The 24345-nt window shown below is 72.7% G+C and carries 22 protein-coding genes; 10 read left to right on the forward strand and 12 right to left on the reverse strand.

Going from position 1 to position 24345, the window contains the following annotated elements; all coding sequences use genetic code 11:
• Nucleotide 1: 1 nt before the first annotated feature.
• A complete protein-coding gene (locus tag ACIQ9P_RS03235; RefSeq protein ID WP_030391649.1) occupies nucleotides 2-436 on the reverse strand; it encodes an Lrp/AsnC family transcriptional regulator in 435 nt (144 codons plus the stop codon).
• 248 nt (nucleotides 437-684) lie between these two features.
• On the opposite strand from ACIQ9P_RS03235, the gene ACIQ9P_RS03240 reads away from it, so the two are divergent.
• From ACIQ9P_RS03240 to ACIQ9P_RS03250, 3 genes are all read left to right on the forward strand, one after another.
• The gene (locus ACIQ9P_RS03240) at nucleotides 685-1515 is read left to right on the forward strand and encodes a tryptophan 2,3-dioxygenase (RefSeq protein WP_402348818.1); all 831 of its coding nucleotides are present in this window, start codon (nucleotides 685-687) and stop codon (nucleotides 1513-1515) included.
• A 106-nt stretch (nucleotides 1516-1621) separates the two neighbouring features.
• Complete coding sequence (gene kynU, locus ACIQ9P_RS03245; RefSeq protein WP_402348821.1) at nucleotides 1622-2848, forward strand: kynureninase; 1227 nt, start codon at nucleotides 1622-1624, stop codon at nucleotides 2846-2848.
• A gap of 103 nt (nucleotides 2849-2951) precedes the next feature.
• Nucleotides 2952-3479, forward strand: a complete 528-nt coding sequence (locus tag ACIQ9P_RS03250; RefSeq protein WP_402348824.1) for a hypothetical protein — start codon at nucleotides 2952-2954, stop codon at nucleotides 3477-3479.
• 52 nt (nucleotides 3480-3531) lie between these two features.
• Here the strand turns inward: ACIQ9P_RS03250 and ACIQ9P_RS03255 are convergent, their stop codons facing one another.
• The gene (locus ACIQ9P_RS03255; RefSeq protein ID WP_402348827.1) at nucleotides 3532-4485 is read right to left on the reverse strand and encodes a hypothetical protein; all 954 of its coding nucleotides are present in this window, start codon (nucleotides 4483-4485) and stop codon (nucleotides 3532-3534) included.
• Between the two features lie 63 nt (nucleotides 4486-4548).
• Here ACIQ9P_RS03255 and ACIQ9P_RS03260 point away from each other — a divergent pair, with 63 nt between their 5' ends.
• On the forward strand, nucleotides 4549-5184 hold the full coding sequence (locus ACIQ9P_RS03260) for a TetR/AcrR family transcriptional regulator (protein ID WP_402348830.1): 636 nt from the start codon (nucleotides 4549-4551) through the stop codon (nucleotides 5182-5184).
• 75 nt (nucleotides 5185-5259) lie between these two features.
• On the opposite strand, the gene ACIQ9P_RS03265 is transcribed toward ACIQ9P_RS03260, so the two are convergent.
• Complete coding sequence (locus ACIQ9P_RS03265; RefSeq protein ID WP_402348832.1) at nucleotides 5260-6687, reverse strand: choice-of-anchor A family protein; 1428 nt, start codon at nucleotides 6685-6687, stop codon at nucleotides 5260-5262.
• A 316-nt stretch (nucleotides 6688-7003) separates the two neighbouring features.
• On the opposite strand from ACIQ9P_RS03265, the gene ACIQ9P_RS03270 reads away from it, so the two are divergent.
• The 3 genes from ACIQ9P_RS03270 to ACIQ9P_RS03280 all read left to right on the forward strand — a co-directional run bounded on the left by ACIQ9P_RS03270 (nucleotide 7004) and on the right by ACIQ9P_RS03280 (nucleotide 9183).
• A complete protein-coding gene (locus ACIQ9P_RS03270; protein WP_402348834.1) occupies nucleotides 7004-7705 on the forward strand; it encodes a 4'-phosphopantetheinyl transferase family protein in 702 nt (233 codons plus the stop codon).
• A gap of 132 nt (nucleotides 7706-7837) precedes the next feature.
• On the forward strand, nucleotides 7838-8320 hold the full coding sequence (locus ACIQ9P_RS03275) for a DUF2269 family protein (protein WP_402348836.1): 483 nt from the start codon (nucleotides 7838-7840) through the stop codon (nucleotides 8318-8320).
• Nucleotides 8321-8352: 32 nt separating this feature from the next.
• Nucleotides 8353-9183, forward strand: a complete 831-nt coding sequence (locus ACIQ9P_RS03280; RefSeq protein WP_402348839.1) for a helix-turn-helix domain-containing protein — start codon at nucleotides 8353-8355, stop codon at nucleotides 9181-9183.
• Nucleotides 9184-9296: 113 nt separating this feature from the next.
• Here the strand turns inward: ACIQ9P_RS03280 and ACIQ9P_RS03285 are convergent, their stop codons facing one another.
• Both ACIQ9P_RS03285 and ACIQ9P_RS03290 read right to left on the reverse strand, forming a co-directional pair.
• Nucleotides 9297-9716: a hypothetical protein gene (locus tag ACIQ9P_RS03285; RefSeq protein ID WP_402348842.1), complete on the reverse strand. Its 420-nt coding sequence runs from the start codon at nucleotides 9714-9716 to the stop codon at nucleotides 9297-9299.
• A 216-nt stretch (nucleotides 9717-9932) separates the two neighbouring features.
• Nucleotides 9933-10952, reverse strand: coding sequence for an Lrp/AsnC family transcriptional regulator (locus ACIQ9P_RS03290; RefSeq protein WP_402348845.1), 1020 nt, complete (start codon nucleotides 10950-10952; stop codon nucleotides 9933-9935).
• Between the two features lie 99 nt (nucleotides 10953-11051).
• Here ACIQ9P_RS03290 and ACIQ9P_RS03295 point away from each other — a divergent pair, with 99 nt between their 5' ends.
• On the forward strand, nucleotides 11052-11867 hold the full coding sequence (locus ACIQ9P_RS03295) for an inositol monophosphatase family protein (protein WP_402348848.1): 816 nt from the start codon (nucleotides 11052-11054) through the stop codon (nucleotides 11865-11867).
• Between the two features lie 3 nt (nucleotides 11868-11870).
• Here ACIQ9P_RS03295 and ACIQ9P_RS03300 read toward each other — a convergent pair whose 3' ends face one another.
• The 5 genes from ACIQ9P_RS03300 to ACIQ9P_RS03320 form a co-directional block, all read right to left on the reverse strand.
• On the reverse strand, nucleotides 11871-12767 hold the full coding sequence (locus tag ACIQ9P_RS03300) for an amidohydrolase family protein (RefSeq protein WP_402348851.1): 897 nt from the start codon (nucleotides 12765-12767) through the stop codon (nucleotides 11871-11873).
• Nucleotides 12764-14401, reverse strand: a complete 1638-nt coding sequence (locus tag ACIQ9P_RS03305; RefSeq protein ID WP_402348854.1) for an acyl-CoA dehydrogenase family protein — start codon at nucleotides 14399-14401, stop codon at nucleotides 12764-12766. Before ACIQ9P_RS03305 ends, ACIQ9P_RS03300 begins: the two co-directional genes overlap by 4 nt.
• Nucleotides 14385-15014: a TetR/AcrR family transcriptional regulator gene (locus ACIQ9P_RS03310; RefSeq protein ID WP_402348857.1), complete on the reverse strand. Its 630-nt coding sequence runs from the start codon at nucleotides 15012-15014 to the stop codon at nucleotides 14385-14387. Before ACIQ9P_RS03310 ends, ACIQ9P_RS03305 begins: the two co-directional genes overlap by 17 nt.
• A gap of 148 nt (nucleotides 15015-15162) precedes the next feature.
• Nucleotides 15163-16644, reverse strand: a complete 1482-nt coding sequence (locus tag ACIQ9P_RS03315) for a S28 family serine protease (protein WP_402348860.1) — start codon at nucleotides 16642-16644, stop codon at nucleotides 15163-15165.
• Nucleotides 16645-16795: 151 nt separating this feature from the next.
• Entirely contained in the window at nucleotides 16796-17662 is an 867-nt protein-coding gene (locus ACIQ9P_RS03320; protein WP_402348863.1) for a serine protease, read from the reverse strand.
• A 166-nt stretch (nucleotides 17663-17828) separates the two neighbouring features.
• On the opposite strand from ACIQ9P_RS03320, the gene ACIQ9P_RS03325 reads away from it, so the two are divergent.
• Nucleotides 17829-18710: a metallophosphoesterase family protein gene (locus tag ACIQ9P_RS03325; RefSeq protein ID WP_402348866.1), complete on the forward strand. Its 882-nt coding sequence runs from the start codon at nucleotides 17829-17831 to the stop codon at nucleotides 18708-18710.
• A 114-nt stretch (nucleotides 18711-18824) separates the two neighbouring features.
• Here the strand turns inward: ACIQ9P_RS03325 and ACIQ9P_RS03330 are convergent, their stop codons facing one another.
• Both ACIQ9P_RS03330 and ACIQ9P_RS03335 read right to left on the reverse strand, forming a co-directional pair.
• A complete protein-coding gene (locus ACIQ9P_RS03330) occupies nucleotides 18825-21365 on the reverse strand; it encodes an ATP-dependent Clp protease ATP-binding subunit (protein WP_402349850.1) in 2541 nt (846 codons plus the stop codon).
• A gap of 137 nt (nucleotides 21366-21502) precedes the next feature.
• Nucleotides 21503-22408 (reverse strand): hypothetical protein, encoded by a 906-nt coding sequence (locus ACIQ9P_RS03335; RefSeq protein WP_402348869.1) that lies wholly within the window; start codon nucleotides 22406-22408, stop codon nucleotides 21503-21505.
• A gap of 121 nt (nucleotides 22409-22529) precedes the next feature.
• On the opposite strand from ACIQ9P_RS03335, the gene ACIQ9P_RS03340 reads away from it, so the two are divergent.
• Nucleotides 22530-24287: a DUF262 domain-containing protein gene (locus ACIQ9P_RS03340; RefSeq protein WP_402348871.1), complete on the forward strand. Its 1758-nt coding sequence runs from the start codon at nucleotides 22530-22532 to the stop codon at nucleotides 24285-24287.
• Nucleotides 24288-24345: the final 58 nt, after the last annotated feature.

Raw genomic sequence — 24345 nt, forward strand, 5'->3', positions numbered from 1 at the left:
GTCACGGCACGACCACCGGCCGCCAGGGCACCGGGCTGGAGAGGATCATCGAGCTGGCGGGCTGGCCGTAGGCGCCGAGGCGGTCGATCAGGGCCTCGAAATCGGCCATCGCGGGGACGGCGACCAGCAGGGCGCAGCAGGCGCCGCCGGTCACCCGGTGCAGCTGGAGCACCTCCGGCCACCGGGCCACCTCCGGGTCCCGCAGCACGCAGCGCGGACCGTAGCACTGGATCTGCACCAACGCGGTGATCGGCAGCCCGGCCCGGGTGAGGTCGACGTGGGCGTGGTAGCCGGCGATCACCCCGTCGGCCTCCAGCCGGCGGACCCGTTCGGCCACGGCGGGTGCGGACAGGCTCACCCGGCGCGAGAGTTCGTTGTAGGAGAGGCGGGCATCGGCCTGCAGCTCGGCCAGCAGACGGCGGTCGACGGTGTCCACGGCGGGCTCCCGAGGGTGTGGTGCGGCGGTCCTCCGGTTGGCCGGATCCCGCCGCTTTGCGATCGTGAAGAGGATCAGGAAAACACCTCTTGTACGACAGGCACGACCGAGGTTGCCGTGCCCGCCGCCCATTCAAATGCGGGACCGGGCCACCGCACAATGGGGCCCCGGCAAAGGACCGGGGCGACGGGGCCGGATCCCGGGCCCGTCCGGCGGTCGCGCCGCCGGTGACTTCTGGAGGGATCGGTATGGGGCACGACACGGTGGAGAAGCCCAACCTGTCGTTCGGCCCGGCCGGGGAGCCGGTCCGGGGCACGCCGTACGCGCGCTACGCCCGGCTGGACGAACTGCACAGCCTGCAGCACCCGCTCAGCGAGGCCCCGGCCGAGGTGTCGTTCATCGTCACCACCCAGGTGATGGAGCTGCTGTTCGGCCTGCTCCGGCACGAGTGGACGCTCGCCCAGCGGGCGCTGCGCGCGGACGACCTGCCGGGCGCGCTGGCCGCGCTGCGCCGGGGCACCCACACCCAGGACGTGCTGACGCAGTCCTGGGACCTGCTGGCCACGATGACCCCGCAGGAGTTCAACTCCTTCCGCTCGGTGTTCGGCGAGGCGTCGGGCTTCCAGTCCTCGGCCTTCCTGCACCTGGAGTTCCTGCTCGGCAACAAGAACGCCGCGCTGCTGCGGATGTACGACGACAGCCCGGCGGCGCTCGCCGAGCTGACCGCGGTGCTGCGCTCCCCCGGCCTGTACGACGACGCGCTCGCGCTGCTCGCCCGGCGCGGCCTGGAGGTACCGGACACCGTCTCCGAGCGGCGCCACCAGAGCGACGCGGCCGTCGCCGCGGCCTGGCGGCGGGTCTACGCCGAGGACGGGTACGCCGAGCTGCGGCCGCTGGCCGAGGCCCTGCTGGACGTCGCCGAACGGGTGACCCGCTGGCGCCACCGCCACCTGATGGCGGTCAAGCGGGCGATGGGCGCCAAGCCCGGCTCGGGCGGCTCCAGCGGCCTGAGCTGGCTGCGCCGCTCCGCCGAGCAGGACGTCTTCCCCGAGCTGTGGGAGATCCGGGACGGGATGTGACCGGCTCCGGCCGGGCAGGAACCGGGGGGCCGCCGTACGGCGCGGGCCCCCGCGGGCCGCGGGCAGGACGCCGCGGCCACGGACGAGGAACGGGAAAGGGCAGGGCATGATCACGCGCGAGGAGTGCGCGGCGCTGGACGCCGCCGATCCGCTGGCGGCGTTCCGCGGGGAGTTCTCCCTGCCGCCGGGGGTGATCTACCTGGACGGCAACTCGCTCGGCGCGCTGCCGGTCCGCACCCCCGAGCGGGTGCGGGCGGTGGTCGAGGAGGAGTGGGGCCGCGAACTGATCCGCAGCTGGAACGACGCGGGCTGGTTCGAGCAGCCGTACCGGCTGGGCCGGCGGATCGCCCCGCTGGTCGGCGCCGCGCCGGAGGAGCTGGTGGTCTGCGACACCACCTCGGTGAACCTCTTCAAGGTGCTGACGGCGGCGCTGCGGCTGCGGCCGGGCCGCTCCACCGTGCTCGGCGACGGCGCGGCGTTCCCGACCGACCTCTACATCGCCGAGGGCGTGACCGGGATGGTCCCCGGCGCCCGCAGCCTGCTGGTCGACCCGGCGGAGCTGGACGCGCACCTGGACGGCGACACCGCCGCGGTCGTCCTCTCGCACGTCGACTACCGGACCGGCGAGCTCCTCGACATGCCCGGGATCACCGCCCGGGTGCAGGCGGCCGGGGCACTGATGATCTGGGACGTCTGCCACTCGGCGGGCGCGCTGCCGGTCGAACTCGGCGCGAGCGGGGCGGACTTCGCGGTCGGCTGCACCTACAAGTACCTGAACGGCGGCCCCGGTTCGCCGGCCTTCCTCTACGTCGCCGGGCGCCATCTGGCGGCCGGGCCGACGCAGCCGCTGAGCGGCTGGTTCGGGCACTCCCGCCCGTTCGCCTTCGAGCCCGGCTACGAGCCCAAGGACGGCATCGGCCGCTTTCTCACCAGCTCGCCCTCGCTGCTCGGCCAGGCCGCGCTGGAGTCCTCGCTGGACATCTGGGAGCGGGCCGACCGGGCCGCCGTCCGGGCGAAGAGCCTGGCGCTGACCGATCTGTTCATCGCCCTGGTGGAGGACCTCGACGGGATCGAGGTGGTGACGCCGCGCGAGCACGGGCGGCGCGGCAGCCAGGTGGCGCTGCGGCACGCCGACGGCTACCCGGTGGTGCAGGCGCTGATCGCCCGCGGCGTGATCGGGGACTTCCGGGCGCCGGACCTCATGCGTTTCGGCTTCACCCCGCTCTACCTCTCGCACACCGAGGTGTGGGACGCCGCGCGGCACCTCGCCGAGGTGCTGGGGAGCGGCGAGTGGAAGGACGAGCGCTTCTCCCGCCGCGGCGAGGTGACCTGACCCTTCGGAGGGAGTGACGCGACCCACACCGCATCGGCGGTTCGTCGCGGATCCCCCCGGAAACGATCTCCTTTGACCGATCGTCAGATCAAAGGAGGGCCGGATGGACCTGGAACTCGGACCGCTGAAGCCCGAGCCCGCTGAACTGCTCGTCGGACTGGCCTTCTTCTTCCTGGTGTTCTGGGCGCTCGGCCGGACGGTGCTGCCGCGGGTCGAGCGGGTGCTCGCCGAGCGGCACGACGCCACGGAGGGCCGACTGGAGCGGGCGGCCGCCACCATGGCCGAGGCCGACCGGACGATGGAGCAGTACCGGCGGGAACTGGCCTCGGCGCGGCACGAGGCGTCGCGCATCCGGCAGGAGGCCGCCGAGGCGGGTGCGGCGATCGTCGCGGCCGCCCGCGAGGAGGGCCTGCGCGAACGCGACCTGCTGATCGGCGAGGCCGACGCGCGACTCGCCGTGGACCGGGTGTTCGCGGAGGCGGCCCTCCGGGAGGACGTCGGGCGGCTGGCCACCGAGCTGGCCGGCCGGGTGGTCGGCGAGTCGGTGGCCGGTGTCGCCTCCGAGCGGCGCACGGCGGAACGCTTCTTCGACGGGCTCGCCGACGACGGGCGGCGGGCGGACGGGCGCTGAGCCGACGGATCGACGGCCCCGCTCCCGGAGCCCGGGTGCGGGGCCGTCGCCGTCAGAGCGCCGTCAGCTCCCGGACCAGCCGGCCGTAGACGGCGAACGCCGGCTTGGGGGCGTAGTCGTCACGGAGCAGGCCGAAGCGGTGGAAGAGTCCCGGCCCCGCGCTGTCCGCGTCGCGCAGGCCGAAGTGGCTGTAGCCGGTGAGGTTCAGCTCCCCGGCGAGCCCGGCGACCGTCCGGACCACCTCCTCGACCACCTCGGCCTGCCGCCGCTCGGGGCGGTCCGGGCCGGTCGGCCAGCCGTGTTCGCACACCCTGACCGGCACCGCGGCCCCGATCCCGGCCCGGACCACGGTCTCCCTCCGGTAGCCGGTGAGCACCGCCGTGACCGCCGCCCCGAGCCGCCCGGCGGGGACCGGGCGGAAGACGTCCGGGAAGAAGTCCAGGCCGACGTAGTCGAGCGCGCGGTGGAACCGCTCGTCGGCGAGCCCGGCGAGCTCGGACCAGAACGGCTCGGCCGGGTCCGGGCTGAAAGCCGCGTTGAACCCCACGGCGAGGCCGAGACCGAGGGCGCGCGCCTCCTCCTTGGCCGCGACCACCCCGTCGACCAGCGCCCGCAGGACACCGGGGGCGGAGCCGTCGAGCACCGGCGAGTCGACGTTCGGCTCCTCGCAGATCTGCAGGGTGCCGATCCGCTCGCCCCCGGTGCGGACCGCGTGCCGGACGAAGTCGGTCCAGCCGTCCGGCCGGTCGCCGGGGCCGCGGTACTGGAGCACCAGGTCGAGCCGGCGCCCCTCGCCGAGGTACCGCTCCGGGTCGGCCGGGGCGGGCGGCAGGTCCGGGCCCGGTGGGTACGAGCGGTAGGCCCGGACCAGCAGGGTCGGCGCGGTGCCCTGGAGTTCGCGCAGCGCGGCGGTGATCCGGGCCGGGTCGTCCGGGCGGACGGGGGTGATCACGCCGCTCCCGTCGCCGAGCAGGCCGCCGGGATAGACGCCGAAGGTGAAGGTCATGGCCCCACCGTAGCCGAAATTATTGGTGTCACTGCAAGTTTGGTGCGGCACTATGATTCCTGCATGGGACTTCGCGAGGAGAAGAAGCGGCAGACCCGGACCCTGCTCGCCGACACCGCGACCGCACTGTTCGCCGAGCACGGGTTCGAGCGGGTCACGGTGGCCGAGGTGGCCCGGGCCGCGGGCGTGGCCGTCAACACGGTCTTCAACTACTTCCCGACCAAGGAGGACCTCTTCTTCGACCGGCAGGAGGAGGTGGTCGACCGGCTGGCCCTGGTCGTGCGCGAGCGGCCGCCCGGCACCTCCCCCGTGGACGCCGTCCGGGCCGAGCTGCTGGCCGGACTGGACGCGACCGAGCCGACGTACGGACTGGACCCGCGGGCCGCGGTGTTCTGGCGGACGATCGAGGACAGTCCCGCGCTCCGGGCCCGACTGCTGGACCTCGGCGAGCGCGCCGAGGAGGCGCTGGCCGGGGCCCTGGCCGAGGAGGCCGGCACGGCGCCCGGCGATCCGCTGCCCCGGCTGGTGGCGGGCGCGCTGGCCGGGGCGCACCGGGCGGCACTGGCGGAGGTCCGCCGGGGCATGGTGGCGGGCGAGCCGGTGGACACCGTCCGGGCCGGGGTCGTGGCCGCGGTGACGGCGGCCTTCGGCCTGCTGACGGCGGGCCTCGACGGCTGGCCGGGCCGCCCCGGGGGCTGACCCCGGGCCCCGACATGCCGGGGGCCGCCCGGTCGGAGCGACCGGGCGGCCCGAGGGGGCACCGCGGGGGTGTCGTCAGCTGTGGCGGCCGCGACGACGGGCGGCCAGGACGGCGAGACCGCCGAGAGCGAGCAGGCCCGCACCGGCCAGGCCGAGGACGACCGGGGCGTTGCCCGCGCCGGTCGAGGGCAGCTGGCCGCCCCCGCCGCCGTGGGTGGGCGCCGGGTGGTGACTGCTCGGACCGTGGCTCGACGGGCCGTGGCTGGTGGGCGCCGCGCTGGAGGAGCTGGGCGAGGCGGTCGGCGTGGTCGGGACGGCCGAGGTGGTGGTCGGCGTCGGCGTGGGCGTCGCGGTGGTCGGGCTGGGCGAGGTCGGCGACGGCGAGGTGGAGGTCGGGGTCGGCGACGGGGAGGTCGGGGTCGGGCTGGGCGAGGTCGGCGAGGGCGACGGGGAGGTCGGCGACGGGCTCGGCGTCACCTCGCAGTCGGGCAGGTCACCGTCGAACGGGTAGCTGTGGATCTCGTAGCCGCCGTTGCCGTTCTGGATCAGGTTGCCGGCCAGGTAGACCCGGCCGTTGATGCCCGGCATGGTGATGGTCGTGGTGCCGGCCGGATTGCCCGCCATCACCGACCCCTGGAACTGCGCGCTGCCGAGGATCTGCGCGGCGGTGGACGTGGGGAAGTTCCACATCAGCTTGGAGCGCATCTCGGTGGTCTGGTCGCCGGGGATGCCGGTACCGGTGTAGGTGTTGATCACCGGGTCCGCCGACAGCATGTTGACCACGACGGTGGCGCCGGCCGGGATGTTGGCGAAGACCAGTCCGATCTGCCCGCCGGAGGGCGAGGCGAGGTTCCCGGTGACATTGAAGACCTGCTTCGCGCTGGTCCCGTCGCCGGTGAAGGTCGCCTCGCTGCTGGTGAGGGCGACGGTGCCGGTGGCGGCGGCCCGGCCGACACAGGCCGAGACCTCCTCGATCTGCGTGAGCACCGACTGGTACGGCGCGGCGGCGTCGGGATCCTTGATCGCCTGGCCGGTCGGGTCGATCGAGACGGTGCCGGTGAGCGTGCCCGCGTACCGCAGGTTGCCGAACGCCTGGACCCGGGAGTCACTGCCCCCGATCAGCAGGCTGTTGCCGGGCTGGACGGTGACATTGCCGCCCACCGTCATGAAGTCGCTGCCGTTCGGCGGGACCACCCGCGAGCCGACACCGACCACGCCCGCGTTGAAGGCGCCGCCACCCTCGCTCTTGTCGATCGTGAAGTCCCCGAGGGTGACGATCTTGCCCTCGGCCTCGGCCGCCCGACCGGCGACCAGGTAGTCACCACCGGTGAAGACGGTGATGCTGGCGTCCTGCCCCTTGAAGTCACCGTTGTTCGGCGGCGGCCATTCGGAGGGACAGTTGGGTCCGCTGCACGGCCCCAGCGGCGGGGTCAGCGGCGCGGCCGAACCCACCGTCAGCACCGCCGCCAACGGCAGCACCGCGACGGCGGTCGCCACCGCCACCCGGACGGTCCGCCCCCTGGGGGACGGCGGACGCTCCGCGGTGGCCCTTGCGCGACCCGGCACACCGGTTCCCTGACCCTGATCCATCGGCACATTCCTCCGCACAGAGAAAAGGCAGGTGGAGCAGCACCTGCCACATTTCAGTCGATCCACGACCATCTTGGTCGTTTTCCAGAGAATCCCGAGATTCAGAACATCCGATACCAAATCGGACTATCAGCACCCTACAGACCGTCAGCATCGATCCGAAAATCCCCCGCCCGGACGAACCGACCGTGTCCTCCCGGCCCGGACCCGGCCCCGCTAGGTTGGGGGCATGACTTCCGTGGACAAGACCGCCGACGCGATCGCCACCGTCGCCGCGAGCGCCGACGTGCTGCGCCACCCCGGGGCCGGGGAGCACCTGCTCACCGAGGTCGAGCGGGAGCGCGCCGCCCGCTTCCGGTACGAGTCGGGGCGGGTCGACTTCACCGCCGGGCACGTCCTGGTCCGGTTCTGCGCGGCCCGGCTGCTCGGCGTCCCGGCGGCCTCGCTGACGCTCGCGCAGCACTGCCCCGACTGCGGCAAGGGCGACCACGGCAAGCCCTACCTGCCCGACCACCCCGGGATCTCGGTCAGCCTCTCGCACACCAAGGGCGTGGTCGCCGCCGCCGCCGCGCACCGCCCGATCGGCGTCGACGTCGAGCTCACCGACCGTGGCGGCACCCTGCTCGACGTCGCCCCCCGGGTGCTCGCCGCGGAGGAGCTACGGCAGGTCCGGGCGCACGCCGACCCGGCCCGGGCCTTCCTGCGGCTCTGGGTCCGCAAGGAGGCGCTGATCAAGGTCGGCCGGACCACCCTGGACGGCCTCGCCGCCGTCGACCTCTCCGCGCTCCCGCTCGACCTGCCCGACGGCCGCCCGCTGCTCGGGCGGTTCGAGGACCTGGAGCTGCTGGACTGGGCCGACGAGTCGCAGGGCGCGGCCGCCGCGGCGGTCTGCGAGCTGCCGCCGCGCGTGGTGGAGCTGGCCGCGCTGTAGCTCCGACCTGGGTGGATGCCGGTCGGATAAGCGGTGTTAGCGTCCTGGACGGGGCGCTGAGAACCGTCCGCCCCGGCGTGCCCGCGCCGTGACCGCCGCCGGGCCGCCCCGTTGGATCACAAGGGTGCCGCCATGGCCAAGTTCCTGCTGAGCCTGCACGTCCTCGCCTCGGTGCTGTTCATCGGCCCGGTGGCCGTGGCCGTCAGCATGTTCCCGCGCCGGGCGGGCGCCGCGCTGGCCGGCGGGCCCGAGCGGGCGGCCGACGCCGGCATGCTGCGGCAGCTGCACCGGATCACCCAGGTCTACGCGCTGCTCGGGATCGCGGTACCGATCCTCGGCATCGGGCTCGCCCAGGTGATGGACGTGCTCGGGCAGTCCTGGCTGATCGCCTCGATGGTGCTGACCGCCGTCGCCGCCCTCTCGCTGCTGCTGTTCGTGCTGCCCGCGCAGCAGGCCGCGGTCGACGCCCTCGCCCTGGAGCCCGGGGCGGAGGCGCACGGCAGGGCCGTCCGCGGGCTGAAACTGCTGCCGATGACCGCGGGCGTGTTCAACCTGCTCTGGGCGGTCGTCGTGGTGCTGATGATCGTCCGGCCGGGATCGACCACCGGCGCCTGACGCCCCGGCGCCCGCGGTAGTACTGTCCGGCCATGACGATCATGGCGGGGATGGGGCCCGGCACCGGGACGGGAATAGGGCCGCTGCTGCGCGGCTGGCGGGAACGGCGGCGGCTCAGCCAACTGCAGCTCGCCCTGCGAGCCGACTCCTCGGCCCGGCACATCAGCTTCGTCGAGAACGGCCGCTCCCGGCCCAGCCAGGACCTGGTGCTCCGGCTCGCCGAACACCTCGACGTCCCGGTCCGGGAGCGCAACGCGCTGCTGCTGGCCGCGGGCTACGCGCCGCGCTACCCGGAGAAGCGCCTGGACGACCCGTCGATGGCGGCCCTGCGCTCGGGCATGGAACGACTGCTCGCCGCGCACGACCCGCACCCCGCGCTGGTCGTCGACGGGACCTTCCAGGTGCTCGCGGCCAACTGCGCGCTCGGCCTGCTGCTCTCCGGAGTGGCCCCGCACCTGCTGGAGCCGCCGCTCAACGCGATGCGCATCACCCTGCACCCGGAGGGGGTCGCGCCGCGGATCGTGAACCTGCGGCAGTGGCGGCGGCACCTGCTGGAGCGGATGGAGCGGCAGATCGGGCTGGTCCGCTCGGAGCCGCTGCGGGCGCTGCTGGAGGAGGTCCGGGCCTACCCGGAGCCGGCGGGCACGGCGGAGGAGGTCGAGGAGGACCTGACCGAGCTGTTCCCGTTCGCGCTCCCGATGCGGATCGCGTTCGAGGGGCGGGTGCTGTCGTTCCTGTCGACGATCACCACCTTCAACACGCCGATGGACGTGACCGTCTCCGAACTCGCCCTGGAGGCGTTCCTCCCGGCCGACGCGGAGACGGCCGCCTTCCTCCGGGCCGCCGTCGGACCGGAGGAGTAGCGGACCGCCCCGGCGGTGGCGCCTGTCGCGCGCCCCGCCGGTCCTGCGTTCCGGCATCCCGGTGGTCGGCCGTACCCGTGGTCGGCCGTACTGGCGGTCCGGCGGTCAGGTCGTCAGGCGGGAAGGCGGCGCAGGGTGGTGAACTGGAGGACGGCGAAGCCGGCCACGGTCGCGGCCTGCATCGGGATCCAGACGTAGCCGGCGGTGGTCGGCTCGAACCACAGCTCCATCGCCACCACGCTCAGCGCCGTCCAGGCCAGGTTGATGTCGATCACCGCCCGCACCGCGAGCCGCGGCGGCCGCGGACGGGCGGCCAGCAGTCCGACCGCCAGGCCGAACACCGCCAGCACGGCGCCGAGTTCCAGCAGGGTGGAGCGGCCCACGCCCAGCAGATCGCCGAGCGGTCCGGCGAAGGCGAGGTAGGCCAGGCCGTTGCCGCCGCTGACCACGGCGTCGAGGGCGAGGAACCGGCGCAGGGACCGCCAGGAGGCGGGCGCGGTGCGGGGGGCGGTGGCGACGGTGTGGGCGGACATGGCGGATCGACCTCCGGGGTGGGGTGGGGCCCCGGTCGGCGGTCCGCCACCGGGTGAGCACCACTGTGCCGGGCGGCCGCGCGGCCGTCGATTACCTCCGAGGTCATGCCCCGGGGGCGGAGTCGGGCCCCTGGGACGACAGGGGGTCGGGCCGGGACGCGACCGGGGGTCAGGTCCGGGACGACCGGGGGGGTCGGGCCCGGACGCGACCGGGGGTCAGGTCCGGGACGACCGGGTCCGGGCCGCCGCCGCGCCCGGCGCCCGCAGCGGCACACCCGCGCGCTTGACCGCCCGCGCGACGATCGCCGTCTCGGCGCGGTCCACCCCGAGCGGGCCCAGGGTGTCCGTGACGAACCGGTAGAGGCCGCCGTGGTCCGGGCAGAACACCGCGGCCATCAGATTGGCCGGCCCGCTGGTCGCGAACACACCGTGCACCTGCGGGTGACGGCCCAGCGCCGCGCCGACGGCCGCGAGCCGGCCCGGCGGCACGTCCAGCCACAGGTTGGCGTCCACGGCGAGCCCCAACAGCCGCGGGTCGACGGCGACATGGGTGCGCAGCAGCCCGGCCCCGTCCAGCCGGTGCAGCCGGCGTCGGACGGTGGACTCGGGGGTGCCGGCCGCCGCCGCCAGCATCGCGTGCGACTGCCGGGCGTCCTCGCCGAGCCGTGCCAGCAGCTCGCGGTCCAGCGCGTCCAGCGGCACGCTCCCGGGCGCGGTGCGGGCGGGTCGGGGCTCGGCGAGCGCGGCCGCCTCCGTCTCCTCCAAGTGGCCGGAGCGCCACTGGCCGGCGTCCGCGAACGCGTGCAGCACGGCGTGAACGGTGGTCTCGGTGACCGCGGCGGTGGCGGGCAACTGCCCGTGCAGCAGTCGGTCGCGGGCACCGGCCCCGGCGAGCATCACCGCGCCGACCTCCTGACCGCCGAGCATGACGTCGACGAACGGCACGTCCGGCCGTTCGGCCAGCGCCCGGGCGACGGCGTCGCCCTTGCCCCGCAGCACCCGGACCCGCAGCAGCAGCGCCCCGACCGCCGCGTCCTCGACGTCGGGCATCCGGGCCACCCGGACCAGACCGGTCTGCTGGAGCCGGACCAGTCGGCGGGTGACTGTGCGCGGGGAGACGCCGAGCACCTCGGCGATCCTCCCGGCCCCGACCCGGCCGTTCACCTGGAGCGCGCAGACCAGCCGGCGGTCCAGGGTGTCCAGCACGGTGTCCGGATCAGCAGCAGCGACATCCATGGTGTCCGATCTCCGTCGTCCGTCCCGCACCGGACGTCCTGTCCGGGCGCTCCGACGGTACTCCTTGACCACACGACCACGAGGAACGGGAGCGGGACCATGGGCGACATCGAGGTGCGGGAACTGCGGACGCTGCTGCTGGCCGTGGAGGCGGCGGTCCGGGAGGTCGGCGCTCGGCTGGCCGAGCGCCGACCGGCCGAGCCCTGCCCGGATTCCGGCCTGGCCGGGGCGATGGCGCGGTTCGCCGGGTTCGACGGCCCGGCGACCGCCGAACTCCGGGCGCGGTTGGGCGCGTTGCGCCCGGAGGCGGGCTGGGTGGCGGACGAGTTCGACGGCACGGTGCCGGCCGGGGGCGAGTGGTGGATGTGCGACGCCATGGACGGCGCGGTGCAGTTCCTGCTCGGGCTGCCGCAGTGGGCGGTGACCGCGACCCTGGTGCGCGACGGCGCGGCGGTGCTGGCGGTGGTGCACGCGCCGCAGCTCGGCGGCCGCACCTACCGGGCGGTGCGCGGCGGCGGGGCGGAGCTGGACGGGCGGCCGATCGCCACCGTGGAAAGGGAGTTGGTGGCGACGGTGGCCGGGACCAGCCAGCCGCCGACAGTTGCCGCCGATCCGGTGGCACTGCGCCGGGCGGGCGCCTCGCTGTCGGCGGTGGCGGGCGCGGTGCTGGCCGTCCGCAATCTGGGGCCGACCTCGCTCCAGGTGGCCCAGGTCGGCTCCGGACACCTGGGCCTGTTCTGGGAGTTCGGCGCGGACGCGCCCAATCTGCTGCCCGGCGCACTGGTCGCGACGGAGGCGGGCGCGGCGGTCACGGACACCGCCGGGGCCGCGTGGACGCCCGCCGCGGACGGCTTCCTGGCCGCCGCGCCGGGCCTCCACCGGCAGGCCCTCCCCCTGTTGAACGATCTTGACTGATCGTCAGATGTCGAACAGGGCGGCCGCGTTGTCGTGGCAGACGGCGCGCAGCCAGTCCTCCCCCAGCCCGAGCCGGTCCAGCGCGTCCAGCTGATGCCCGTACCGGTAGGGGATGTTGGGGAAGTCGCTGCCGAGCAGGACCTTGTCCCCGAGGGCGCGCAGCCGGGGCAGTTCGGCGGGCGGGAAGGGGGTCTCCCGCTCGGAGAAGTCGGTGAACGCCATGGTGGTGTCCAGCCGGACGCCGGGGTACCGCTCGGCGAGGTCGAGGAAGTCGGTGTACTCGGGCAGGCCGAGATGGGCCACCACCAGGACCAGCCGGGGGTGCCGGGCGAGCACCGCGCCGATCGGGCCGGGGCCGGTGTGCTTGCCCGGGACGGGCCCGGAACCGCAGTGGGTGACCACCGGCGTGCCGCTCTCCGCGAGCAGCCCCCAGACCTCGTCGAGCAGCCGGTCCGCCGGGTCGTAGCCGCCGACCTGGAGGTGCGCCTTGAACACCCGGGCACCGTCCGCGAGCGCCCGGGCCACATAGCCGGACGCGCCCGGCTCCGGGTGGAAGGTCGCGGTGTGCAGGCAGCCGGGGGTGCGGGCGGCGAAGTCGGCGGCCCAGGCGTTCAGCCACTCGGCCATCCCCGGCTTGTGCGGGTAGAGCATCGCGGTGAACGCCCGGACGCCGAACTCCCGCAGCCTGGCGACGCGTTGCTCCTCCGCCTCGCGGTAGGCGATCGGCCAGGGGCGGCCGGTCAGCGGACCGGCGGCGTCGAAGTACGCCCACACCTTGTCGAGCACGTTCTTCGGCATGAAGTGTGTATGGACGTCGATCAGTCCGGGCAGGCCGAGGTGCCGCCAGAAGGCGCGCACCCCGGCCGCCTCGGCCGTGGGGTCGGGGCCGGGCCCGCTCATGCGGCCGGCACCGGCCGGGCGCGGTCGATGATCGCCGCGACGTCCGGACCGGGCGGAAGGGTGCCGAACGCGGCGCCGTGGTCGCCGCCGAGCCGGGAGGCGCAGAAGGCGTCCGCGACCGCCGGGTCCCCGTACCGGACCAGCAACGAGCCCTGGAAGGCCAGCGCCATCGCCTCCACCAGCCGACGGGTGCGGTACTCCAGTCGGTCGAGGTCTGTGAGCTGCTTGCGCAGTCCGGCCACGGCCGCGTCGAGCCTGCGGTCGGCGCCCGCGGCCGCGTCCAGCTCGCCGAGGAAGGCGTCGACGGTCTCCGGGTGCTTGGCCATGGCGCGCAGCGCGTCCAGGGCGGCGACGTTGCCGGAGCCCTCCCAGATCGAGACCAGCGGCGCCTCCCGGTAGAGCCGGGGCATGCCGGACTCCTCGACGTAGCCGTTGCCGCCCAGGCACTCCAGGGCCTCGGCGGCGTGCGCCGGACCGCGCTTGCAGACCCAGTACTTGGCGACGGCCAGGCCGAGCCGGCGGACCAGTGCCTCCTGGTCGTCCCCGGCGAGGGCGGCGTCGGTGGCCTGGGCGAGCCGCATCGCCACGGTGGTGGCCGCCTCGGACTCCACCACGAGGTCGGCGAGCACGTTGCGCATCAACGGCTGGTCGACCAGCGCCCGGCCGAACGCCCGGCGGTGCAGGGCGTGCTGGACCGCCCGGGTGGCCCCGAGCCGCATCCCGGCGGCGGCGCCGATCGTGCAGTCCAGTCGGGTCGTGTTGACCATCTCGATGATGGTCCGCACCCCGCGCCCCTCCTCCCCGACCAGCCGGCCGTACGCCTCCTCGTACTCGATCTCGGCGGAGGCGTTGGACTTGTTGCCGAGCTTGTCCTTGAGCCGCTGGAGGCGGAGCCGGTTGCGGCTGCCGTCCGGCAGGACGCGCGGCAGCAGGAAGCAGCTGAGCCCGCCCGGCGCCTGGGCCAGGGTGAGGAAGAGGTCGGACATCGGCGCCGAGGTGAACCACTTGTGGCCGGTGAGCCGGTAGCTCCCGTCGGGCTGCGGCACGGCGGTGGTGGTGTTGGCGCGGACGTCCGAACCGCCCTGCTTCTCGGTCATCGACATGCCGGCGATCAGCCCGCGCTTGCCGTGCGGCTCGCGCAGCCCGAAGTCGTACTCGGTGGCGGCGAGCAGCGGTTCGAACTCGGCCGCCAGCTCCGGGGTCACGCGCAGCGCGGGAACGGCGGCGTAGGTCATCGAGACGGGGCAGGTGTGGCCGGCCTCGACCTGGCTCCAGACGTGGAACTTGGCGGCGCGGGCGGTGTGCGCGCCGGGCCGGTCGTCGCGCCACGGCGCGGCGTGCAGGCCGTGGCCGACGGCGGTGCGCATCAGCTCGTGCCAGTACGGGTGGAACTCGACCTCGTCGATCCGGTGGCCGAAGCGGTCGTGGGTGCGCAGCACCGGCAGGTGCTCGTTGGCCAGCCGTCCCCACTCGGCGGCCTGCTCGGAGCCGGCCAGCCGGCCGAGGGCGCGCAGTTCGGGCTCGGCCCAGCCGGCGCCGGCCCGGTGCAGGGCGGCGAGCAGCGCGGGGTCGGCGGCGGTGTCGTGGCCGTACGGGAGCGGGACCTGGTTGGTGACCTCATGCGTCGCTGTCATCGCGTTCTCCAAGCGCTCGGAGGGTGAAGGAGACGAGGGCGGGGACCACGGCGTCGGGAGCGGCCCCGGGGCCGGGCGGGGGTACCGCGGCGAGCGGGCCGGTGAGGGCCTCGGCGGTCGCGCCGACGATCGCGGCGGCGGTCAGCTGCGGGTCCTGGGGCGGCAGCCGGCCGGCGGCGAGGGCGGCGGCGATCTCGGCGGCGAGCACGTCGCGGAAGGTGCGGCGGAAGACCAGGCGCTCGGCGTCCACCACGGTGTCCGCCGGTTCGACCAGCAGCGCGTGGGCGAGCCGCGGCGCGCGCAGGGCGCGGGCGGCGAAGGTCTCCACGACGGCCGCGATCCGGTCCCGGGGGGTGTCGTGGCGGGCGACGGCGTCGTGCACGGCGGCCACCTCCCGGGTGACCACCCGGCGGAAGAGCTCGACCGAGAGCTCGGCCTTGTTGGCGAAGTGCCCGTACATCGAGCCGGTGGCGATACCGGCCCGCTCCGCCACGGCGGCCATGCTGCAGCCGCCGTAGCCGCGCTCCGCGAGCAGGCCGACCGCGGCCTGGAGCACCGCCTCGCGCTGGGCGTCCAGGCGGGCTTGCACGGCGGGGGTGCGACGGTAGGCCATGGAAGTATTGAAGCACCGATTCAGTGCTTCGGGGAGGCGTCGGGCACCCCGGGAACACGCGTCCGCCCGGGTGCGGGAACGGCGGAGGGCCGCCCGTCCACCGGGCGGCCCCCGCTTCGTACGGTCCCGCGGACGCGGGCGGTCCGGACTACAGCCGGACGCGGTCCTGCTTCAGCCCCTCGATGTCCAGCGGGCCGATCGGCGGCACCTGGTACTGCCCCTTCAGCGCGCGGGCCGAGGCGTCCGGACCGAGACCGGCCCACTCCAGCACCTTGGCGGTGGCCGCCGCCGACTCGTCGGCCGGCAGCTTGGCGATGTTGGAGCCGTGGTTGCCCCCGGGCACCGTGTAGACGTAGCTGTCCTCACTGCCCCACCCGAGCCGGAACGGCTCGGCGCCCCACGGGTCGTTCTGGCCGTAGACGTAGATGATCCGCTCGGCCGAGTTGCGCACCCAGCGGTCGATGTCGCGCATCGCGGACGGGTCGAACCGCATCGGGATCGAGCGCGGCACGTAGGTGCGCGGCGCGTACAACTCCTTGTAGTCGTAGTGCAGCAGACCCTTGAGGGCCGAGACGTCGAAGGCGGGCGAGCCCAGCTCGGTACCGGCCTGGTAGTAGTACGCGGTGTATCCGGCGAGCGCCTGGTCGCTGTTGCCGGTGATGCCGGACTGGGTGTCCAGCCAGGCGTACAGCGCGTCGTCGGTGCCGGCGGCGCCCGGGACGTTCACGCAGTCGGCGGCCAGGCTGTACTGCCAGAACGCCCAGACCGAGTCCAGCACGGCCAGCTCGTACGCCTTGTCGGCGCTGCCGATGGTGGTGAAGGTGGAGCCGGCGGCGGCGTTGTCGGCGGCGTAGCGGGGCTCCAGCCGGTCCCGGCGGGCCAGCAGTTCGCGCTGGGTGGCGGTCAGCGCGGCCCGGCACTCCGGGGTGCCGACGTTGCGGAAGAACTTGCTGTACGCGGAGTCCTCGCGGTCGTCGACGTCGTTCGGGGCGACGTAGGCGATGGTGCCGGCCACGTCGTCCGGGAAGAAGCGCCGGTGGTAGGTGGAGGACATGCCGCCCTTGGAGGCGCCGGTGGACAGCCACTCCTGGTGGTAGATCCGCTTCAGCGCGGTGATCAGCCGGTGCGCGTCGGTGGCCGCCTGCTTGATGCCGGCCTTGCTCCAGTCGGCGGGCTCGGGGCGGGACGGCGTGAAGTAGCGGTACTCGATGGAGACCTGGTTGCCGTCCACCAGCCGGGCCGGCTCGGTGCGGGAGGGCGCGGTGCGCAGCGTGTAGCCGTTGGTGTAGAACACGGTCGGCCGGTCGTAGCCCCGGTGCAGCACGCTCAGCCGCTGCTGGAAGGTGCCCAGCCAGGGGCGGGCGTGGTCGATCGGCTGGGTGTAGGTGAGCAGGAAGTAGCGGTGGTCGGCGTCGGTGGGCTGCTCCGCGGTGACGGTCATCCCGGGGATACCGGCCAGCCGGTCCTTGATGTCGGCCGCCGGGTTGTCGGCGACCGAGGCCGCGACGCCCTCGGCGCCGGCGGTGCCGGAGGTCCCGGCGGACCGGGCGAGCGCCGTCGGGGCCAGGCCGAGGCCGAGCAGCGGTATCAGCAGAACGGCGACCAGCAGCCTTCTGAACGTGGTGGTCATCAACTCTCCATCGGGTCAACGGAACTGTGCGGTGCTCTGGTCCGTACTCTCCGGCAGCCGGGGCGCGGCCGCCGGACGGACCGGCCGTCCGGTAGACGGCCGAATGGGCCACCCGCCGGTCGCGGATGGCCCATCGGGGGAAAAGTGCCGGTCAGGGGCGCGGAAGGGTGCAGCCGGCCCTGGTGAGGTCGAGCTTGTTACCGGTGCCGAAGCAGGCGGGGATGATGTACGTCTCCTGGGCGTAGCCGATGCCCCGGCGGACGGTCACCGCGCCGTTCTGGTCCACCTCGCACGGGTTGTTCAGCGTGCAGCGCTGGCCGTCCTCGTTGATGGTGTTGTTCACCGCGACGACCTGCCCGCTGTTGGCGTCGACCACCGGGGAGCCGGAGGTACCGCCGATGACGTTGCAGGTGGAGGTGTAGCGGAGGGAGTCCTTGAAGGTCCAGTCCGCTTCCTTGAGCCGGTAGGCGAAGCCGTCGGCCGAGCAGGAGTAGATCTTCTTCCAGTACCCGGAGACGACCTTGATCGAGCTGCCCTGGACGGGGTGGGTGGCGGCGACGGTCAGCGGGGCGATGCCGTAGCGCGACTGGATCGCGGCGTAGGTGGTGTTCAGCTGGTAGATCGACACATCGGTGTCGGTCATGGTGCCGTAGACCATCTTGCTGGCCTTCACCGTGCCGAGCGAACCGCCGCTAGCGTTGAGCAGGGTGAAGCTGCGGCTGGACGCCTGGTTGGTGACGACCTGGCCGGGGCCGGGCATGCCGGACTCCAGGCAGTGGCCGTTGGAGAGCACCAGGGCCGGGTCGTTGGCGGTCGAGGCGGGGAACCGGACCAGCGAGCCGGAGCAGTTGCTCAGCGCCACCGTCCCGGCGAACGTGACGGCGGCGACCTTCCCGGCCTGCGGCGACGTCACGGTCGTGCTCGCGGTGGTGGACGCGGTCGCGGCGGGGGCGCCCGCCAGGGCGGTCGCCCCGGCGAACAGGAGCGCGGCGGCCGTGCCTATGAGCGGCTTCTTCATGAGAGACCTCTCGGTGTGACTCGGTGTGGGGGTGCCCCAAAGCTGGCGCGGACATGACGCCCTGTCAAGAGTCCCGTCGCCGACCCCGGGACCCGAGGGCCGTGATCCGGCCGCCCGGCCCCGGTACTGTGGCCGGGACGGCAGGAAGACCATCTGGGGGGCTGACATGACCGGCGACCACCGCGACCACCGCACGGACGACACACGGCGCGGACCGACCGGGGGCCGGCTGCTCGCGGTCAGTGACCTGCACGTCTCCTACCAGCAGAACCGCGACCTGGTCGAGCAGTTGCGCCCGGGCTCGCCCGACGACTGGCTGATCGTGGCCGGCGACGTGTCCGAGTCCACCACCACCATCCGGTGGGCCCTCGGCCTGCTGGCCGAACGCTTCGCCAAGGTCGTCTGGGCCCCCGGCAACCACGAGCTGTGGACCCACCCCAACGACCCGGTCCAGGTCCGCGGCGTCGAGCGCTACCAGCACCTGGTGGACATGTGCCGCGAGCTCGGCGTCGTCACCCCCGAGGACCCGTACCCGGTCTGGACCGGCGCCGGCGGCCCGGTCGCGGTCGCCCCGCTGTTCCTGCTCTACGACTACACCTTCCGCGCCCCCGGGACGTCCACCAAGGAGGAGTCCCTCGCCGCCGCGTACGAGACCGGCGTGGTCTGCGCGGACGAGCGCTTCCTGCACCCCGACCCGTTCCCGGACCGCGACTCCTGGTGCCGCGAGCGCGTCCGGCTGACCGAGAAGCGCCTCACCGAGCACGATCCCGAGCTGCCGCTGGTCCTCGTCAACCACTACCCGCTGGTCCGGCATCCCACCGAGGTGCTCTGGTACCCCGAGTTCGCCCAGTGGTGCGGCACCGAGCTGACCGCGGACTGGCACCGCCGGTTCAACACCGCCACGATGATCTACGGGCACCTGCACATTCCCCGGCGGACCAGCTACGACGGGGTGCCGTTCGAGGAGGTGTCGCTCGGCTACCCGCGCGAGTGGGGGCGGCGCGGCCTGCCGGACCCGCTGCTGCGCGAGGTGTTCCCGGACGCGTGAGGCGTTCCCGGACGCGCGAGATGTTCCCGGACGCGTGGGACGTTCCCGGACGCGTGGGACGCCGCGCGCCGGGGTGTCCGCTCCCCCGGCGCGCCTCTCCCGCTCCGCCCGCCGCTACTCGCCCGGGCCCTCCGCCACCGGGCGCACCGGCGCCACCGCCAGCCGCCCGTCCGACACCTCCGCGACCAGCGTGTCCCCCTCCCGGGCCGTGCCGTCCAGCAGCAGGTCCGAGACCCGGTTGTCCAGCTCCTGCTGAATGGTGCGGCGCAGCGGCCGGGCCCCGTAGGCCGGCTGGTAACCGAGGTTCACCAGCAGCTCCTTGGCCTCGTCGGTCACCTCCAGGTCGATGTCCTGGGCCTTCAACCGCCGCCGGGTGCGGTCCAGCAGCAGGTCCACCACCTGGAGCAGGTCCGCGCGGGTGAGCGCGTGGAAGACGATCACCTCGTCGATCCGGTTGAGGAACTCCGGCCGGAACTGCGCGCGCAGGTCCTGCATCAGATCGTCACGCAGTGCCGCGTCAAGAGCTCCGCTCCGGGCGTCGACCTCACCCCCGTGGTCCAGGATCCGCTGCGAGCCGATGTTGCTCGTCATGATCAGCACGGTGTTGCGGAAGTCGACCGTGCGCCCCTGGGCGTCCGTCAGCCGGCCGTCGTCCAGCACCTGGAGCAGCAGGTTGAACACGTCCGGGTGGGCCTTCTCCACCTCGTCGAAGAGCAGCACGCTGTACGGCTTGCGGCGCACCGCCTCGGTCAGCTGGCCCGCCTCGTCGTAACCGACGTACCCGGGCGGGGAGCCGACCAGCCGGGAGACGGTGTGCTTCTCCTGGAACTCGCTCATGTCGAAGCGGATCATCCGGTCCGGGTCGCCGAACAGCAGCGCGGCCAGCGCCTTCGCCAGCTCGGTCTTGCCGACCCCGGTCGGGCCGAGGAACAGGAAGGAGCCCGTCGGCCGGTCCGGGTCGCCCATCCCGGCCCGGCCGCGACGGACCGCCTGCGCCACCGCGGTGACCGCCCGGTCCTGCCCGATCACCTTCTCGTGCAGGTGTTCCTCCAGCCGGAGCAGCCGCTCGCGCTCGGTCGCGTTCAGCTCGGCGACCGGGATGCCGGTCCGGCCCGAGAGCACCTGGGCGATGTCGTCCGCCGTGACCGCCACGACCTCCTCCCGGGCCTCGGCGACCGCCGCCAGTTCGTCCTCGGTCTGCCGCAGCTCGGTCTTCAGATTGGCGGCCCGGACGAACTCCTCGTCCGCCACCGCCTCCTCCAACTCCCGCCGCAGCTTGGTGATCCGCTCCCGCACCGGCACCGCGGCCGTCGAACCGCCCAGACTGCGCAACCGCACCCGCGCGCCCGCCTGGTCCAGCAGGTCGATCGCCTTGTCCGGCAGGAAACGGTCGCTGACATAGCGGTCCGACAGCGTCGCGGCCGCGTCCAGCGCCTCGTCCGTGAACCGCACCTGGTGGTGCGCCTCGTAGGCGTCGCGCAGACCCCGGAGGATCTCGACCGTCTCCTCCACCGACGGCTCGGGCACCAGCACCGGCTGGAAGCGACGCTCCAGCGCGGCGTCCTTCTCCACGTACCGGCGGTACTCGTCCAGGGTGGTCGCGCCGACCACGCTCAACTCACCGCGGGCCAGGGCGGGTTTCAGGATGTTGCCGGCGTCCATCGAACCCTCGCCCCCGCCGCCCGCGCCGACCACGGTGTGCAGCTCGTCGAGGAACAGGATCACGCTCTGCTCGGCCTCCGTGACCTCGTCGATCACGCTCTTCAACCGCTCCTCGAACTCGCCCCGGTACTTGGAGCCGGCCACCAGCGCGGTGAGGTCGAGCGTGACGACCCGCTTCTCCTTGAGGATCTGCGGCACGTCACCCGAGACGATCCGCTGCGCCAGCCCCTCCACGATCGCCGTCTTGCCGACCCCCGGCTCCCCGATCAGCACCGGGTTGTTCTTCGTCCGGCGGGACAGGATCTCGACCGTCTGCTCGATCTCCTCGGCCCGGCCGACCACCGGGTCCAGCCGCCCCTCCCGGGCCTCCTCGGTGAGGTCCCGGCCGTACTCGTCCAGCGTCGGCGTCGCGCTCTGCCGCCCACCGCCGGTGCCACCGCCCGCACCCTTCCCGTCCATCACCGTGCGCAGCGCGTCCTGCGACGGCGCCGCGTTGCGCACCGCCGCTCCCGCCCCCGACCGCTCCTCCTCCAGCAGCGCGCCGAGGATGTGCTCCGGCCCGATGTACGAGGCCCCCGCCGCCCGCGACCGCGCGTGCGCCGCCAGCAGCGCCCGCTTCGCCGCCGGCGTCAACGCCGGCCGCCCCTCCGCGCCGTCCACCCCGTCCGCCCCCACGCCGTCCGCCCCCGCCCCGGCCGGCAGCGCCTTGTCCAGATCCCCCGCCAACCGGTCCGGATCCACCCCCGCCCGCTCCAGCATCCGCCGCGACGGATCCACCCGGGTGGCCGCCCACATCAGATGCCCGGTGTCGAGATCACTGCTCCCGTCCTCGGCCGCCCGCCGAGCGGCCGCCGCGAGCAGTTCCTGCGCCGACTCGCTCAACAGCCGCCCGATCGGCACCCGTTGCACCGCTGGCGGCGAGGCCAACGGACTCATCCCGAAGAACCGGCTGAGCAGATCCGAAAACGGGTCGTTCGACCCGAACGGCGGCATGGTCACGGAGGATCACCTCTCCCGAGCGTTGTGCGCCCACCCAAACACACCCCACCCCACCCCGCCTCCCGACCACGGCACCCGACTGGCGCCCCCCTCACGGAGCGCGACCACTGGGACCACGGGGCCCCATGCCCCTACGAACCCGTGCCCTCGCTGGAAACAATCCGAACGACCTCACGGACAAGCCCGTCGCCGGCCTCGATCGCTTCCCGAGCGCCGACCGCTCCGGTCGTGAACAGACCCAGCGCCGCGACAAGGCTCACCATGCTTCTCTTCCAACGACTCTCGGACTGTTCGTCACGTGGTCGAAGGACATGCGACGCGTGGGCCACGGATCCGACCACCGACACGGCCTCCTGGGAAACTCTGGAGACCCCGACGAGTGCCACATTGTCGATCAGCCAGACGAGATGACGAATCTGATTGGCGAGGGTGTCGCGCAACGCCTCGGGAAGCTCGAAGTTGTCGCGGTCCTCGACCATCCCCAACCAATGCGCGCACTGCTCGCGAAGCTGGTCGAGCCCGCCACCGGTCGGAGCCGCCGACGACCCGCGGAAAGTCGCCGCGATGATGTCGGCAGCCGATTCGAGGTGGTCCAGGTGGCTCGGTTCCAATACTCCGGCAGGCCGTCTCGCCGAGTCGCCCCAGCTGAACTCGGGCTGGACGACTGCCGACCACCAGGCGTTGACGTACCTCTCCAGTCGCTCTCGCGACCGCTCGGACAGGCCACCGATCTGACGGGTCACATCCGCGAGAAGGAGGCACACCTCCGCGTGTCTGGCGGCGAAGGCCCCGGACCCGTATTCGGCTCCCAGGACCGACGACCACGCTTCCCTGAAATTCTCCGCCCCGCTGTCACGGACCCGCTCGAGGATCAGGTGGAGCTGGTGCGCGGAAGTGTTCGACTCTTGCGTTACCAAGCTGTTCTCCGAGTGCATCGAATGCGGGTCGACTCCGGTCCGACCCGCATTGTGGATGCCCCGATGGTACTCACCGCCCCTGACCTCGCCACCCGCACCCAAAATGTCCGTGTACGTCAACAATCGAGTCGATTGCCCAGGAGGGGAAGCACATCCCGGAGGCTGCAAAGCCTCGGCGGGCGTCCCCGCTCGCGATCGGCCCGGATACGGTGGTTGCCGACCCTTCACCGCTAGGAGAACGATGGCAATCATCAAACATGCCACCCGCCAAACGCTGGGCCAGCTGATCGGGGCCAACAATCCGCCTGTCACCGTCCCCGACGACAGTCAGCGCCAGTACTCCTGGACGAAGAAAGAGGTCGACACGTACTGGACCGATATCCAGAAGTTCATGAAGGCCCGCCAGAGCGGCAAGAGTTCCGCCGCGGAGTACTTCATCGGCCCCATCGTGACCATCACCGACGAGAAGATCACCAGCCGATCGATCCTCGACGGACAGCAGCGACTGACGACGTCGACGATCCTGATAGCGGCACTCAGGAACATCCTCTGGACGATGAACACCGGCGAGTCCCGGAGCATGGCGCAGAACACCCAGCGTGACTATATCGCTCGGAAGGCCGGCCGCCGGGAGCCGATGGAGTACTTCCTCACTCTGTCCCTGTTCGATCGCGACTTCTTCCGGGACTACATCCAGAATTGGGACGAGGCCGTCGGCCAGAGTACCTCTTTCGAGTCGGCCAACCGGCCCTCCCACAAGCTCATCGAGGAGGCGTACTCGTACTTCGAGAGTCAGGTATCGAAGCAGCTTTCCGATCACCCGGACCTGGAAAGCCGACTCGACTGGATCGACAGCCTGAAGGAATGCCTCGTCAAGGGGCTCGTCTTCGTGGAGATCCAGACCCCGACATCCAGCGACGCCAACGAGGTCTTCGAGACCATCAACTCGCGGGGGAAGGATCTCTCCACCGTCGATCTCGTTCGGAACTTCCTCATGGAGCAGAGCTCGAACGACGCCGAGAAGAACAGGGTCAACGACGCCTGGCGTGCTCTCCTCGACGGGTTCGAGAAGAGGGAGGACATCGAGAAGTTCCTGCGTCACTTCTGGGTCGCTCGCCATGGAGATGTCCGGTCGCACAGCCTGTACACGACGATCAGGACATCGCTCACCGACGACTTCGACAAGAAGAAGAACTACACCGTCGGCAGCTTCGCGGCAGAACTGGAGCGTGCCTCCACCCGCTACCTCGAACTGATCTCGTGCGACACCGGGGTCAACGACCTCGACGACCTTCTGAAGGACATCAGGGACCTGAGCGCGGACGCCCTCTACCCGTTGATGCTGGCCGCGTCTCCGAGTACGTCCGAGATCAGTGAGATCACCCCGCTGGTTTCCGCCTGCCTGACCTACTACGTCCGCTGGACGGTGATCGGTCGCCGCGAGTCGACCCTCCTCGAGGAGACCGTCTTCGGCCTGGCCAAGGAACTGTTCGGCGGCCTCGGCAAGGACTCGGCGATCCGCCGTATCGCCGAAGCGACCCCCGACGACGAGACGTTCATCGCGGACTTCGAGAAGGCATCGCTCCCGAAGGCGTCCCAGTCCCGCTACGTGCTCAACCGAATTGAAACGCTCATGCGGACCGAGTCGGTCCAGGACGACGTCGTGGTGGCCGACAGCAGGACCGTGCACGTCGAACACATCTACCCGAAGAATCCAGAACCGGCCTACCGGCTGAACGACCACGGCTCGGTGGTCAACCTCATTGGAAACCTCACCCTGCTCCACGGCTCGAAGAACCGCACCGCGTCGAACAAGACCTTCCCCGACAAGAACGTGGGCTACCAGGGTTCGTCGCTCCTCCTCACAACGTCCACCGGCATAGACCGCCTTTGGGACGAGTCCACCGATTCCTGGACCTCCGAGGGAATCCGCGCCAGACAGCACGACCTGGCCAGAACCGCCGTCTCGGCATGGCCGCTTTCGCCCCGCCCTCACTGACTCCCCTTGCCCGCCACGACCCCGAAGGGCCAGCTCGCGAGGGCTACCACCCCTCCGA

This window comes from Kitasatospora sp. NPDC094019, from assembly GCF_044764505.1.
Lineage (GTDB): Bacteria > Actinomycetota > Actinomycetes > Streptomycetales > Streptomycetaceae > Kitasatospora.